Raw genomic sequence first — 14,582 nt, forward strand, 5'->3', positions numbered from 1 at the left:
AAATTAATTCCACTCAATTTTTCTGCCCGCGTTAAGCGGGCTTTTTTTATAGCTATAATTATATTAAAGTTAATAAATGTATGGGAGGAAATATGGCTTATAAAAAGAAAACGACTAGAACTAAAAGAAAACAATCTAATTTATCTAAGATTTTATCTTCATCAAGGACAAGTTATGAAGCACGAATTAAATTTTTTGAAGAACTTAGCCCTATTGAGATACACCAAGGTGTACATAATATCGCTAATAATTTATTTTTTAAAAACGCAATTCGCCTTACAAAGGATATCCCTATAACTAGTTTTTTCGAGAAAAAAACACCAAATGCTAGTCTAGAAAAAAATATTGCTTGGTGTCTTGCATTAGTAGAAGTAAATAAGCTATCGATAATAAGTTTTATAGAGTTAGAAAAAAAATAGAAGAAGCAATTCTCAATAATAATTATGAAAATATTTTATCTTTATTAAATCTTGCTGATCAATCCTGTGGTAAATCATTTTGGTCTTTATCATTAAGAAAGGTTGTCAATTCCCGTATAAATAGCGGCTCTAATAATGATTCCAATACTAAATTAGAAAATAATTCAGAAACTGATTCTGGAGCGACTCCTTTACTTAAATATATTTTAAAGTACTCATCCGGATATGATGGTGAGCATGAAATATATTTTACAACCAAAAAAAATCATTTATTTGAACTTCGAAACTCTTTAGAGCAGTCGTTTGGAAATTTTTTAAACTATAAAATTTATGGGTTACATGTTGATATAGATTACGATTTCGAAGCCATATTTAACATAGAAAAGAATACTTCAATAATTGATGTTTTCCTTTTGTTGACTGATTATTTAATATATGCGGTTTATAGTAAAGATCCTGGAGTTTTCCCGGTTAAACAACTTGCTATTAGACTATATCAAGCTTTTAATACTCCTATATTTCGATCGCTAGCGACTTTATATATTGAAAATATCGACTGGAATGTATCTCCTTGCGAAGTCGATATTGTGGATATGTATAGCTCTGGAAAGTATGATGAAGTTATAAAGACGTATAGTAATGGCAGTAATGGCAGTAATGGCAGTAATGGCAGTAACGGTTGTAAAAATAGCTTTACATTTTATGATCTAGTAGCTAAGTCTAAGGCTAGGGATCAGACATTAAATGATGAAATAAAGTTTAGTCCGCTGATAATTGCAGCTAGCCAAATATATCAACGAGATAGCTTTTACTATTCATCTCTTCAATATCTATCTTGTGAAGCTCATCTGCTAAGAGGGATTAATTGGTTTAAACAGTTAGGTTTTTTCTTACAAAGAGAGTCGTTATTTGTTAGTAATAAAACATATAATATTTGTGACAAGTTGGTTCAAGCATTTTCTCCACTTGAAACACCCAGAAAATGTAATATTATGCCTTCTAAGGTAAGAGATGTGTATTTAAAAAAGTTTCAAGAAATTGTTCCCTATTCACCATCTTTAGCTTTACAAGAATTTAGTAATAATGGAAATAAATCTCACTTAGAAAATATTGAGATTCCAATTTCACGTAAATTAAAATATTTTGGGATATATGATTTAGATTGTCAAAAACCTAATTTAGCAATTGAAAATTTTAATAAAATTATAGAAAAAACGAAGACCTTATTACTTCAATTGAAGTCACTAAATTGTTAGTTGAATCATATATAAAATTAGGAGAATATATAAAGGCTTTGAAAGTTCTTATACATGAAGCTTTACAAAATGAAAGTTTTTTTTATATGTTTGACACTGAAGATTTAATTATAAAAGCAAAGTTTTCTATAAAAGAATCTTCATTTATAGAAGTTCCTATATTTTATTCTTTGCACTCGCGTCTTAATAACTCATCACACGACTCTGCTTTAAAATATGCATTTGATAATTTTTTAACAAAAAATAATTTTGTTTTTCCAACAGAGCTTTTTGGAAGTGAGTCTATATTTGGACAAGAAAAGCTCCACTATTTTCTTAGATGGGTATGTACTCCTGAGGTTATGAAGCTTTATTTAGCTTTTGATTCTCCACGACATACAGAAGAATGCAGGGTAAAAATTTGTCGTTATCTTATGAAATATGATGACAATGATATTATGCTAAGCGATGAGATAAAGGATATAAACCGAACTCATATAATGAGAAAAGCTGTTAGAAAAGTAGAAAATAGTCGCATATATGTAGATATGTCGAATTTGAACGGTCGTGATTCTCAAAAATTTAAATCTCTTTTTGAAAAATATATCGATCTAGCGAATGCTAGTAAAGAAGAAAAAACTGATGATGATAGTTTTTTAGATATTATTGATGTTATTAAAACAGAAATAGGAAATGAAAGAATTGATTACTGGCGCTACCTTTCAAGAATTCATCCACAAAATGTAAAGCAAAGTTTGAAGAACTCTACTTTTATGAGTTTAGCTAAAATGATAAGAGCTGAATTTACATATGGTGATAGAGGCTTAAATAATCATTTAAGTACTAGAATAAGACATGGTGTTTTACCAACTGCATTAAGAAAGCCATTGCTAGAAGAAGGGTTGTTTATATTGAAAAAAGATAAAGAGGATTTTTCTAAAACACCAAAATGGTTGTTTAGATATAGAGAAATAAGTGACAATGAAATAAATACTGTAAATAATGTGTTAGCTGTTTTTTCAAAAAAATATGAAGATATAATAGCGGAACTAAATGATAAAAGATTGCAGGTTAGTTTTCTTGGAGAAGAATTAGTACTTACAGGGAGGGTTTCGGATAATACTATCGCTATGTTTGATTATTCTGTTTCAAGTTTAGAGTCTTTCGCTTTACAGAAAGAGTTACCGATATCCCCAGGATTTAATGATTTTGTAAAAACAGCTACGCAATGGCTATGGGATCGTACAGATTGTAATTTAAGAGAAGTACAGAAGTACATTAGAACCGATTTTAAATTTAGACTTACTCAGTTGTTAGATGAACTAAAAACTTATCTTGCAAAGGAAACTATTCCTACAGGTGTTGTATTTGATTTTTCCAATGCCGTAGATAGAGCAAAAGCCAGCCTTTCTACCCAAATTGACGTTGTTTGTTCTTGGTTTGCTCATACCGATATTGACGAAGGAGATGAATATGATATAGATACTTGCGTAGATATTGCTAAATACTCAACAGATGTTGAGGTCTCATTATACAAGAATGTCGCCTGTACTTTCTCTGAAAGAAATTTGTTATATATGGTGGATGTTTTCTTTATTCTCTTTGAAAATGCCGTTTCAAAATCTGGACTTGAAAAAAACGAGTTGAGTATTGAAGTATTTGTGCATAAAACTGAAAGTGATGATCTCTTGATTAAGATAATAAACAAAACTTCAAGCGATATTACTTTGGAAGAAAGATCTTCAAAGCTAGAGTTTTATAAATTAGCTTATGGAGATGAGAGTAAAATAAATGATGTTTTACAGAAAGAAGGAGGTACAGGCTTGTTTAAAATATGGAAAATATTAGAAAAAGATTTAGAAACGCCTCATGCGTTAGATATCTATTTTGATGATGAAGATTTTTTTAATGTTGACATACTATGTGAGGTTGGCAAAGGGGTTAAGTTTAAATGAATATACTAATCGTTGAAGATCAAAAAGAAAAAAGTGATGATATTTGCTCTTTTTTAGAAAATTTTTTTTCTGTGTTTATAAATATTCAAGTTCGTTCTTCACTTCGTTCTGGCTTAAAGTCTATAATTAGTGAAAAATTTGATTTGGTAGTTTTAGATATGAGTATGCCTAACTTTGATCCTAGCTCAGAGGATCCGGTTGGGGGCACACCAGATAGTTTTGCTGGTAAAGAGTTTCTTGCGCAAATGGATCTTAGAGAACGTTTTGTACCTGTGGTAGTAGTAACACAGTACGCAACTTTTTCTAAAGGGCAAGTGGAACTTGAAGATTTAGATGCTGGTTTAAAAAATAGTTATCCAAATTTTTATCTTGGCGCAGTGTATTATAGCTCTGCAGATGAAGGATGGAAAAATGCCATGTCAGAAATAATTGGGGGTATTTAATGAGCTGCTCTGTTTTGATAGTCGATGATGGTTATGAAAAAACTCAAGTTATTTCAAAAATTGCAAAGGATGATTTGTTTTGCAATGTGGATTATTGCAATTCTATTCGTCAAGCTCTGCAGTTCATGAGTTTAAAACATTATCATATTTTAATTGTTGATATTCAGATACCGACTTCTTTAGGAGAGCCAATTAATGAAAAAGGAGGAATTGAGCTGGTTGAAATAATTGAGTTAGATAATAATATTTATAAGCCAGTATATATTATTGGAGTTACTTCCCATCATCACTCTTATGATAAGTGGGCTAGATTTTTTCTAGATAAAGGGTGGCCTTTAATATTAGGAATAGAAGATATTGAACGTATTAAAACAATAATAGCTAATAAAGTGGCTCATTATAAAGCTCCCGAGACTGTTAAGTGCTTTGATGTTGCAATTGTTACTGCACTTACGGCAGTAGAACTAGATGCCGTATTAAAGTTGGAGTGTGGTTGGGAAGAGTTTTGTTTAGATAATGACGAAAGTTATTATTATAGTGGGGAAATTATAAAGAAAAATGGGGATGTTGTTAATGTGTTAGCAACTAGTTGCTCTAGAATGGGAATTGCATCCGCATCTGCTACAGTTATGAAAGTATGTAATTATTTTAATCCTAAGAAAGTATTTATGTGCGGTATTGCAGCTGGCATTAAAGGAAAAGTTAATCTAGGTGATATTATGGTTGGTGACCCTTGCTGGGATTGGGAAAGCGGGAAAAATACGATCACTCCAAATGGTCGAACAGAAATGCGTAATGCTCCTCATCAAGTTGCTATTAATGTTGGTGACAGGACTAAATTTCAACGTATTTCCACACGAAGACTTTTTCTGGATGCTATTTTTAGTGGTTGGCCTTCAGATAAAAGACCAACTACCCCTTTGAGTTTAAAAGTTGGGCCGATTGCGACAGGGGCAGTAGTACTTGAAAACCCGATTGTTGTAGAAGACATTCAAAGTCAGCATAGAGAAACAATAGGAATTGAAATGGAAGGATATGGAGCTATGCTCGCTGCCACATTAGCTAATAAAGGTGGAGTCGATTGTATTATTGTAAAGTCAGTCTGTGATTTTGCAGATCCTGAAAAAAACGATGATTGGCAAGATTATGCCGCTTATACGAGCGCAACTATAGTTTATCATTATATAGTAGATTTTTTATAGCTTTATAAGGACTTTTGTTTATATGTTTAACTTTAAGTTGTATGGATCATTTAATATAGGTAATGATTCTATGCTGCATAATTTTATTTAAAATCTAAGTGTTTAAAAAATATAATTTAATTAAAAATAATAACCATTTCATAATTTAATTTGAATAAGATAGAACATCTTTTCATATGTCTTTGGAGCAGCACAATTAGATTCTGTCTAATTCCTCCATTTGCTGGCGTGATAAAGGCTGAAGCAGGAGTAAACGATCTGTCCGCCGACTTGCGCACGCAGATAAGGCAGCACCGCAGATGAATTGAATCGAGCCATGTGTCGCCCATCCTGCGGGCGTTTATTAATTTAATGCACGAGTGAGGCGTCTTTAATTTCGTTGGCTGGCCCACCGCTGCGGCATTTTGCGACAGTTGGCTAAAAGTCGTTGCTGTAACCGCTCGAGTAATGTTTGCTCGGTCCCTTTGTGAGCCGAGGGGCTCAGCGTAGCGAGTACACGGTCAATAGCCATTGGCATGCGTTCCGCAAGTTCAAACCCTTGCTTCAAGAAATAGCGGGGCTGAAAGCGTAGCGCGCGGGCTAGCGCTTCCAGATGCGAACGCTCAATGTGGCCGGGGCGATCCTCATTGTTGATGCGGAGCGCAAAACGGCTTGAAAGGCCGCTATAAAGTGTCGTGCTCATCAAGTCGTAGAAGGGGGCTAACCGGGGGCCTTCGTCGGTGTAGAGGAGGGCAAGGTTCTTGGCGTGGCTGTCATTGTTGCCAATCAATAGGTTGAAGAAGAGCCAGCCGATCAGGCGCTGCAAGTCCTTGGCTGGCGCGCCTGCTTGCTGAAGAAGTTCGCGGCAGCGGATCAGCCCGGGGCCGCCATCGTTTTCGTATTTGATGAGCGACGGGGTACCGGCCAGCTGGCAGAAATCCAGCTGGTGCAGGCGCCGTAAGTTGCCTTGTGCATTGGGAATGCGATCATACCTGCGTACCAGGCAGGCGCGGGTGTCGGGTTGGTAACTCGCCTCGGCGACGTCTAACCCAAGTTCTGCGGCCAGCTGCATACAGAAGGTTTCGTTGAGCGCAGTCGCCCAGACACCCTTGAGGCCTTGAATATCCGGTTTGAGTATATGGCTGGAAGGGGCCGAGCCTTCTGGTATGGTGGGGCTGCCGTCTGGCTGTACCATCAGCAGTAATTTGTTTTGAGCGCCAGCGAGTGAAATGCGCGCTTCGCCGCTCTGTGGCGAGAATAAAGAACCTGGTTTTCGCTGGTGTAAATGTTCCGCCACTGTTGTCCAGTGAGTAGGCAGGTAGTGCGGCAACGCCGGTGACTCGTCGGGTGCAAGCAGGGTAAAGCCGCTTGCCGTATCACCTCCGATAGCCTTCAGCAGGCCAAAAACGGTCGTGGTGTGATGGCGAAGCTCCAGGTGATGGCGAAGATCGCCTTCCGGTAGCAGGTTCTCAAAATACGCCACGACGTCATCACCTGCGTGAACCTGCTGTGAGAGTGGCAATAAGGGCGAGAGGCTTACCGCATCACGATACTCAAGCCACCCCGGAGCATACTCAAAACGTAGCGGTTGAGTATCGTACAACCATCCAACGTGCTTTTCGTCGTGATAAACCCTTAGGGTAGCATCACCCGTCATGACGCTTGGCCCCTTTACGTTTCACAACGACCTCAAGGCCCATCAAATCCAGCACGTCCAGTACCTTCTGTAATTGCAGGGTAGGCTTGCCGCGCTCCAGGTCAACGATGAAGCGGTTGCCGGTGCCCGCAAGGCCCGCCAGATCAATCTGCAATAGCCCTTGTTCGGCGCGAAGCTGGCGCACCAAATGGCCGAGATCTTCGCTTTGACGGATAGCTACCGGTTCTGTAAGAGAAGATACATTGCTGGGCATGTTAGTTCGCTCTGGATTACCGTTCGGTAACTATAGGCAAAATGAAGGTCTATCTCAATTGAAAAATTACTGCTCGGTAACTGTGGGGAGCTTTGAATATTGAAATCCATAATTATTACCGATCGGTAATTTAAAAGGGATGTAAAGCTGGTTACTAGAAAAAAGCGTCCTCTCTGTACTCAAGTACACGCATCGCTATCACCGCTGACAGCGGAATATGAGCAATATGCGCTCTAGGCTTCTGCCATGGCTGGTCTTGTGTGGGCGTTCGCCATTCGATCTTGTCTTTGAAGCCTGTGATGTCCACTTCAATAACGACGGGTACTTCTTCCAATGTGAAGTATCGGTTGGCAGAAAATGCGACGGCTTCATTGACGTTCAGATGAACGCAGTCCGCGCGGTGGTCGTTTCCACAGCGCGGCACGTAACCTTGTGATTGAGCCTTCCGCCAGTTCGCCATGGTTATAACGCGGTAAAGATGCATGGTTCGCTCCTTGAGTAAGTCAGGCTCCCAGAGCTTAAAAACCTAAAGTAAACTTTAGGTCAAGCTTGTTTTACTCATGGCTATCAATTTTCGATAGTGAGGGCTTGCTTGGGGGTAATCCGCCTCCGCGTAAAAAAAGCGCTCTGCGATGCTTGCAACAATCCAGTCAGTGACACATATCTACTCGAAGCGGCTCGCTTCTGGCGAGAGATTTTTGGCAGCGCCCTTGGAGCAAAAGAGGCAATCCACCTAGCCTGCTATGTGCTTTACTATCTACACCTGCTATTCACGGAGAAAACATCCATGGCCATTGGCGGCTTGATTGGATTGCTGGATGACATTGCTGCATTAGCAAAGTTGTCCGCCGCATCATTGGACGATGTAAGTGCCGCCGCTGGGCGGGCGACGGCGAAGGCGGCCGGGGTCGTGGTGGATGATACGGCGGTAACGCCGCAGTATTTGCAAGGAGTGGCCGCGGAGCGTGAACTGGCAATTGTGAAGAAGATCGCGCTGGGTTCGATCCGCAACAAGCTGATTTTTATCCTGCCGGCGGCACTGCTGCTAAACCATTTTTTGCCTGCGCTATTGCCGATCATCCTGATGGTGGGCGGCACCTACCTGGCCTTTGAAGGCGCTGAGAAGGTCTGGCACAAGCTTTCCGGCAAGCATGATGACGATAAGCCAGCGGTAGAGAAAGGGCCGGAAGCCGAGAAAAAGATCGTGAGTGGTGCCGTTCGTACCGATCTGATTCTTTCCGCTGAAATCATGGTGATCGCGCTTTCTACTGTTTCCCATCAAGGGTTCTGGTCACAGCTGGCTAGCCTGGTGGTGGTCGCGTTTGTCATCACTATCCTGGTGTATGGCGTGGTGGCGCTGTTGGTCAGGATGGATGATGTCGGCCTGAAGCTCGCTCAGCAGGAGAGTTCGGGCATGCAGAAACTGGGCCGTGGTCTAGTGACGGCCATGCCCAAGGTGCTAGCGACCATCGCCGTGGTGGGTACCATCGCCATGCTCTGGGTGGGAGGACATATCCTGATGGTCAATCTGGGTGCCGAGGGAACGGGTTGGTTCAATTCCCCCTATGCGTGGGTTCACCACATTGAGCATGGCATTAGCGGGGCAACCGGTGCCTTGGGCGGCCTGCTGGGCTGGAGCTTCAATACGCTGTGCTCTGCGGTGATTGGCTTTTTGGTGGGTTCGGTGGTGGTGGGTGTGCTGCACCTCGTTCCCTTCCAGAAGGCGCATTCGGCATAGGTGGGCCGCGACGGGCGTACCAAAGAACCAAGAGTTCAGTTATAAACGCTTTCACAGTTGTCGCGATACAGCGGGGCATCGGTGCCCACAGCTAATCGCTTGGTGTTGCTGTTGTAGTAGAAGCGACCGGACTCGGCGCCTGAAAGCGCATAGTCGCCGCACACCCCATACCCCTTGTTGACAGTCGCCAGGTTGGAAATTTCGGCCGGTGCTTGGCTATTAAGACGCTCCGAAATCGTCTCGGCGATGTGGGCATCACGCTGGGCCTCGGAATAGGCCTGGCCACCGAATATCAGGCCCGCAACGACGAAAATGGCGACGACGGGAATCCATAGGTTATGCATAGCGTGTCCAGTGAAAGAATATAAGCGTGCATGAAGTCTGCAGAAAACTATTTAGCGGGATAATAACTTTATCAGATTTGCGCAGAAAACCCCGTACTTTTAGTGCGGGGATGTCGAGCGCGTCGTATGACTACCTAAATTCATCAAGCCCAACGCAGCCAGCATCTTTTTCAGTTGAAGAGTCGGCCTTCACTATGAATTTTTCTAAACTTCCCATGAAATAAGACCATTTTTATTCATCTTTGTACTCCTGTATAAAATCCCCAGCACTCTTCGTTATAGAGCCTGTCAGCTTCTCATGAATAAGGCTGTCAGGCTTAAAAGCTGTAAAGCCGCCCGATTTATAAATATTGGGCCGTTCCGCAGAAGCGAAGAACCGGTTCGATTTTTTACTATTGGAGGCGAGATGATGAATAACGACGTCGCATTTACTATCAAGCGTATCGGCTTCGATGAGAATTATCGTCCGTCGGACAATACGCGTATCACGACCAACTTTGCCAATTTGGCCCGGGGCGAAAGGCGGCGCGAGAACCTGCACAATACGCTGGAAATGATCAATAATCGTTTCAATGCCTTGGTGCATTGGGATAATCCCGAAGGGCATCGTTATTGCGTCGAACTCGACATCATTTCCGTGAGTATGGAGGTTGGCGCAGGAGGCCATGAAGCGCCTTTTCAAATCATCGAGATACTCAAAACCAGTTTTCTGGACAAGCAAACCGGCAAGCGCATCGACGGTATCGTAGGGAACAACTTTTCATCCTATGTTCGAGATTACGACTTTAGCGTGCGCCTTTTAGAGCATAACAAGCACCAGTCGACTTTCAGTATTCCGGATGATTTTGGTGTTCTGCACGGCAACTTGTTTAAAAGCTTCGTGGACTCACCCGTTTACAAAGAGCATTTCGGGAAACCTCCCGTCATCTGCTTGAGCGTATCGGATAACAAGGTCTATCACCGAACCGATAACCAGCATCCCGTATTAGGCGTTGAATATCAGCCGAACGAGTCTTCGCTGACCGAGCAGTACTTCAAGAAGATGGGGCTTCAGGTCCGCTACTTTATGCCTGCTAATAGTGCTGCCCCGCTGGCGTTTTATTTTTCTGGCGACCTGCTCAACGATTACACCAATCTTGAGCTTGCCGGCACCATCAGCACCATGGAGTCTTTTCAGAAGATTTACCGGCCTGAGATCTATAACGCCAATGCGGTTGCGGGCAACGTCTATCAACCCAACTTGAAGAACCCGGATCATTCGCTCACGCAAATCGTTTACGACCGAGAAGAACGTAGCCAATTGGCCGCCGAGCAGGGGAAGTTTGCTGAAGAGCACTTCATCAAACCCTATCAGGCGATGCTTGAGCAGTGGTCTTCCAACGGCTCGCTTTAACCTAATCAAATGCACGGGATGATGACTCATGAGTAAACGCTTACCCACCTCGACGGCGGGCAGCCTGCCCAAACCCTCTTGGCTTGCCGAGCCCGAAACCCTTTGGTCGCCCTGGAAACTGCAAGACGAGGCGTTGATTGAAGGTAAACAGGATGCGCTGCGCGTGTCGCTGCAGGAACAGCAGCAAGCCGGTATCGATATCGTCAGCGACGGCGAGCAAACGCGTCAACATTTCGTGACGACCTTTATCGAGCATCTTAGCGGCGTCGATTTCGAAAAGCGCAAAACCGTGAGAATTCGCAATCGCTACGATGCGAGCGTGCCGACGGTTGTGGGCGAGATCAGTCGTCATAAGCCAGTTTTCGTCGAGGACGCCAAATTCCTGCGCCGCCAGACCGACAAGCCCATCAAATGGGCGCTGCCGGGCCCGATGACCATGATCGACACGCTGTATGACGATCATTATAAAAGTCGTGAGAAGCTGGCGTGGGAGTTCGCGAAAGCGCTCAATCAGGAAGCCCGGGAACTGGAGGCAGCAGGCGTCGATATTATTCAGTTCGACGAACCTGCGTTCAACGTGTTTTTCGATGAGGTGAATGACTGGGGAATCGCCGCCTTGGAAAGAGCCATTGAAGGGCTCAAATGCGAAACGGCTGTCCATATCTGTTATGGCTACGGCATTAAAGCCAATACGGATTGGAAAAAGACGCTGGGATCGGAGTGGAGGCAATATGAAGAAGTCTTCCCCCGGCTGCAAAAATCCAACATCGATATTGTTTCGTTAGAGTGCCAGAACTCCCACGTGCCCATCGAGCTGATCGAACTTCTGCGCGGCAAGAAGGTGATGCTGGGTGCCATCGACGTCGCCACCAACACCATCGAAACGCCGGAAGAGGTCGCCGCAACGCTTAGAAAGGCGCTTCAATTCGTTGATGCCGACAAGCTCTACCCCTGCACCAACTGTGGCATGGCGCCGCTTTCCCGCTCGGTTGCGCGAGGCAAGCTCAGTGCCTTGAGTGCCGGAGCGGAGATCGTCCGAAAAGAGCTTTGAATCCCGTGCCTGGCGCTAAGGGAGCTCATCAGCGGATACAGCTCATATCAAGAGTGGTTGACCTCGACAATCAGGTCTGGTGAAAACAAGGGCGGATCGAACTCGCCGGGATAGCCAGCGGGGTTGGCGATGATACGTGTTCCGCTCACATTGAGGTCCACGGGCTCGTGCACATGTCCATGAATCCAAAGATCCATGCGGCCCATCAGTTGCGGAAGATGGGAAGCAAAAGCCGGGGAGAGTACATCACCGCGGTAGCGTGATGGGATACAGGAGGACAGGGGCGCATGGTGGCTTATCACTACTCTTGGACCACTGAATGGCCGTGATAGCTCCCTTTCCAACCAGGCCAACGCCTTGGCATGCAAGCGCCGACTTTCTGCCGGGGTGAAAACTGCCCCGTCCGGCTGCTCGATGATTTGGAAGTCGGGCATCAGGTCCAGCGCCCTGGCTTCGGTGAGTGACGGATCGTAGTTGGGCTGCCCGGCATAGAGGGCAAAGTCAGTCCACAGCGTGGTGCCATGAAAACGTATACCGTTCAGGGTCAGCGTGCGATTGTCCAGCAGGTGGATGCCGAGCCGGGCGGCCTCATCCTCCAGTTGCCGCCGCAGAGTCGGCATGGCTGTGCTGTAGAACTCATGATTGCCGGGGACGTAGAGGATAGGCGTACCGGCAAAATGTTCCGCTGCCCAGCTGAGGCCCTGGACGCCTGCGTGAATGTCACCGGCCAGAATGACAATATCGGCATTGGACTGCGGCAGCGCGCGCGGTTCGTCGAAGTCTTCCAGATGCAGGTCCGATAGTATCCTCAAGCGCATCGTCAGTTCCCCTTTGCAGTGCCCCATGCATGCCAGTGTGCTCCACACGGATAACAAAAACTAGATCGTCAACCACTTCCAACTGATAGGCCGATAGCGTGGTTGGGCTGGTAATAATAGACTGGGCTGCGAATGTCCAGGACTGGGCTAATAGCCATCACCATTGCTCCGTTTGAGTCGGCGAAAGTTCAACAGCAAGCGGTGCCAGCTACTCTTCCAACTGACGATTCGCCGCCCTAACAAAAGCGGTGGGAGTTTGGCCAAGCACCTTACGAAACATACTGGAGAAAGCGGCTGGGCTGTCGTAGCCGAGTTCCAGCGCGGTGCGAGTAACGGAACTACCGGACAGCAGCCTGGGAAGGGCGGCCATCAGGCAGGCCTGTTGACGCCATACGGCAAAGGACATGCCGGTCTGCTGACGGAATAGGCGATTGAAGGTGCGCTGGCTGCGATGCATCTGCCGGGCCCAGTCCTCGGGAGGGCTGTGTATATGTGGCTGGCCGAGAAACGCTCGGCACAGGTTGGCTAGTTGAGGGTCATGGGGCAGGGGCGCAAACAGCGGCAGGGCCTGAGCCTGTTGCAGCTCGTATAGGAGTAGTTGCGCCAGGGCGCCGTCGCGGCCATTTTCATCATAGAGCGCGGGTAGATGGGCGGAAGCCAGCAGCAGGTGATGCAACAGGGGCGTCACGACCAGCACCTCACAACTGCAAGTCGTGCGTGGCGAGACACGGGGCTCGATATACAGGCTTCGGGTGCTCACCCCGTTCATACGTACTTGGTGGCGCTTGCCCGCAGGCAGCCAGACTCCGCTATAGGGCGGCACCATCCAGGTGCCGTCATCCGTATTGACTTCCATCACGCCTGTCATGCCATAGAGAAACTGGGCGCGGCGATGGGCATGAAAGTCAAGAAGCGTACCGGGGCTGTAATCAGTGCCGATGGCCACCATGGGCCGTGCCACGTGATCCACGTCGGATAAAAGAGTATTGAGCATAATCGTTATTCTGGCCGAAATGCGATGATTGTTGTCCAAAAATCGAAGGTCAGCCAGTTCTAGTCGGCATATTCTCCCTGCTGTTGAATTTCATCAGGAGAGTGGCGGTGTATAGCGTATTACTTCTTTGTGGCGGTTTGGCGGGCGTCACCACCGTGTTGTTCGGTTTCGGTGGTGGGTTTGTAGTGGTTCCCTTGCTGTATACCTTGCTGATTGCCGTCCATGGGCCAGATAGCGTGGCGGGTATGGCAGCCATGCATATCGCGGTGGCTACCTCGACGGCGCTGATGATCTTCGCGGCTTCAATGGCAACATGGCGTCATCATCGGCGACAGACCGTGCAGTGGCATCTAGTGCGTCCGCTGGTTGGTTATATCGCCATGGGCGCTGTGTTGGGCGCGGCGGTTGCCGTGTCGTTGAGCGGGGAGTGGGTACGCTGGGCGTTTATCGGCTATCTGGGTATTACGATTGCGGATGCTATTCTGCGGCCCGGTTTTCTGCGTCAGTCAGGGAGTGATGTGCGCCCTATGGGGCGTGGGGTAACGGCAATGGTGGGTACACTGATTGGTGCGGTGGCTGCTTTGCTGGGCGTGGGTGGCAGTGTAATGACCGTACCGCTTATGCGGCGAAGAGGCGCGAGCATGACGGCGGCCACCGCCATGGCCAATCCGTTGTCGTTGCCCATGGCAGTGAGTGGCACCGCGACATATGTGTTGCTGTCGGCAAATCACTCAGCGTTAGGAAACTGGTATGCCGGTTATGTGGATCTGCGTGCCTTGCTGGTACTTGCGGTAGGCTCATGGCTCGGTATCCGCTTGGCGTCAGTCTGGATCGGGCGCATTCCTGACCGTATTCATGCCAAGGTGTACCTGTTATTGCTGACAATGGTGCTGGTGGTGATGGTTTTTATGCATTGAATTGAGTCAGGCTGTGGCGATGAACTGTTTTATCCCAATGTGGTGACTCGGACAGCGCATCTGCTTTACTTCGTGATTAAAGGCCGATGGTAACAGTGGCGCTGGCGCTCTTAGTCGCACCACCTCAAAGGAAAAACTCCGCTATTGGCCGTTAGAGCAGTTCATTGGTGAATAAGCCAAGAGT

The 14,582-nt window shown here is 45.7% G+C and carries 15 protein-coding genes; 9 read left to right on the top strand and 6 right to left on the bottom strand.

All coding sequences use genetic code 11. The annotated features are described in order from the left end of the window. The first annotated feature begins 92 nt into the window (after positions 1 to 92). From INT20_RS04660 to INT20_RS04680, 5 genes are all read left to right on the top strand, one after another. On the top strand, positions 93 to 419 hold the full coding sequence (locus tag INT20_RS04660; protein WP_193055371.1) for a hypothetical protein: 327 nt from the start codon (positions 93 to 95) through the stop codon (positions 417 to 419). A gap of 413 nt (positions 420 to 832) precedes the next feature. Then, entirely contained in the window at positions 833 to 1,675 is an 843-nt protein-coding gene (locus INT20_RS04665) for a hypothetical protein (protein WP_193056508.1), read from the top strand. Further along, positions 1,669 to 3,609 carry a hypothetical protein gene (locus tag INT20_RS04670; protein ID WP_193056509.1) on the top strand — a complete coding sequence of 647 codons (1,941 nt, stop codon included), beginning with the start codon at positions 1,669 to 1,671 and terminating at the stop codon, positions 3,607 to 3,609. The genes INT20_RS04665 and INT20_RS04670 overlap by 7 nt, the downstream gene beginning before the upstream one ends. Then, the gene (locus INT20_RS04675; RefSeq protein WP_193056510.1) at positions 3,606 to 4,052 is read left to right on the top strand and encodes a response regulator; all 447 of its coding nucleotides are present in this window, start codon (positions 3,606 to 3,608) and stop codon (positions 4,050 to 4,052) included. Before INT20_RS04670 ends, INT20_RS04675 begins: the two co-directional genes overlap by 4 nt. Before the next feature lie 14 nt (positions 4,053 to 4,066). Further along, positions 4,067 to 5,254, top strand: coding sequence for a phosphorylase family protein (locus tag INT20_RS04680; RefSeq protein WP_193056511.1), 1,188 nt, complete (start codon positions 4,067 to 4,069; stop codon positions 5,252 to 5,254). 370 nt (positions 5,255 to 5,624) lie between these two features. Here INT20_RS04680 and INT20_RS04685 read toward each other — a convergent pair whose 3' ends face one another. The 3 genes from INT20_RS04685 to INT20_RS04695 all read right to left on the bottom strand — a co-directional run bounded on the left by INT20_RS04685 (position 5,625) and on the right by INT20_RS04695 (position 7,627). Beyond that, positions 5,625 to 6,890, bottom strand: a complete 1,266-nt coding sequence (locus INT20_RS04685; protein ID WP_193055376.1) for a type II toxin-antitoxin system HipA family toxin — start codon at positions 6,888 to 6,890, stop codon at positions 5,625 to 5,627. Further along, positions 6,880 to 7,143, bottom strand: a complete 264-nt coding sequence (locus INT20_RS04690; protein ID WP_193055377.1) for a helix-turn-helix transcriptional regulator — start codon at positions 7,141 to 7,143, stop codon at positions 6,880 to 6,882. Before INT20_RS04690 ends, INT20_RS04685 begins: the two co-directional genes overlap by 11 nt. Positions 7,144 to 7,297: 154 nt before the next feature. Then, a complete protein-coding gene (locus INT20_RS04695) occupies positions 7,298 to 7,627 on the bottom strand; it encodes a DUF952 domain-containing protein (RefSeq protein ID WP_193055378.1) in 330 nt (109 codons plus the stop codon). A 303-nt stretch (positions 7,628 to 7,930) separates the two neighbouring features. Between INT20_RS04695 and INT20_RS04700 the strand changes: the two genes are divergently transcribed. Beyond that, positions 7,931 to 8,881 carry a DUF808 domain-containing protein gene (locus tag INT20_RS04700; RefSeq protein ID WP_193056512.1) on the top strand — a complete coding sequence of 317 codons (951 nt, stop codon included), beginning with the start codon at positions 7,931 to 7,933 and terminating at the stop codon, positions 8,879 to 8,881. A gap of 35 nt (positions 8,882 to 8,916) precedes the next feature. On the opposite strand, the gene INT20_RS04705 is transcribed toward INT20_RS04700, so the two are convergent. After that, positions 8,917 to 9,225: a hypothetical protein gene (locus INT20_RS04705; protein WP_193056513.1), complete on the bottom strand. Its 309-nt coding sequence runs from the start codon at positions 9,223 to 9,225 to the stop codon at positions 8,917 to 8,919. A gap of 409 nt (positions 9,226 to 9,634) precedes the next feature. Here INT20_RS04705 and INT20_RS04710 point away from each other — a divergent pair, with 409 nt between their 5' ends. Next, complete coding sequence (locus INT20_RS04710; protein WP_193055429.1) at positions 9,635 to 10,618, top strand: DUF1852 domain-containing protein; 984 nt, start codon at positions 9,635 to 9,637, stop codon at positions 10,616 to 10,618. Positions 10,619 to 10,646: 28 nt separating this feature from the next. Beyond that, positions 10,647 to 11,669, top strand: coding sequence for a methionine synthase (locus INT20_RS04715; protein ID WP_193055380.1), 1,023 nt, complete (start codon positions 10,647 to 10,649; stop codon positions 11,667 to 11,669). A 47-nt stretch (positions 11,670 to 11,716) separates the two neighbouring features. Here the strand turns inward: INT20_RS04715 and INT20_RS04720 are convergent, their stop codons facing one another. Next, positions 11,717 to 12,487 (bottom strand): metallophosphoesterase, encoded by a 771-nt coding sequence (locus INT20_RS04720; RefSeq protein WP_193055381.1) that lies wholly within the window; start codon positions 12,485 to 12,487, stop codon positions 11,717 to 11,719. Positions 12,488 to 12,695: 208 nt separating this feature from the next. Beyond that, entirely contained in the window at positions 12,696 to 13,481 is a 786-nt protein-coding gene (locus tag INT20_RS04725) for an AraC family transcriptional regulator (protein ID WP_087108063.1), read from the bottom strand. A gap of 107 nt (positions 13,482 to 13,588) precedes the next feature. On the opposite strand from INT20_RS04725, the gene INT20_RS04730 reads away from it, so the two are divergent. Next, positions 13,589 to 14,398 carry a sulfite exporter TauE/SafE family protein gene (locus tag INT20_RS04730; protein ID WP_193055382.1) on the top strand — a complete coding sequence of 270 codons (810 nt, stop codon included), beginning with the start codon at positions 13,589 to 13,591 and terminating at the stop codon, positions 14,396 to 14,398. Positions 14,399 to 14,582 lie beyond the last annotated feature (184 nt).

Origin of the sequence: Halomonas citrativorans (genome assembly GCF_014898005.1) — a bacterium.
GTDB lineage: Bacteria > Pseudomonadota > Gammaproteobacteria > Pseudomonadales > Halomonadaceae > Vreelandella > Vreelandella citrativorans.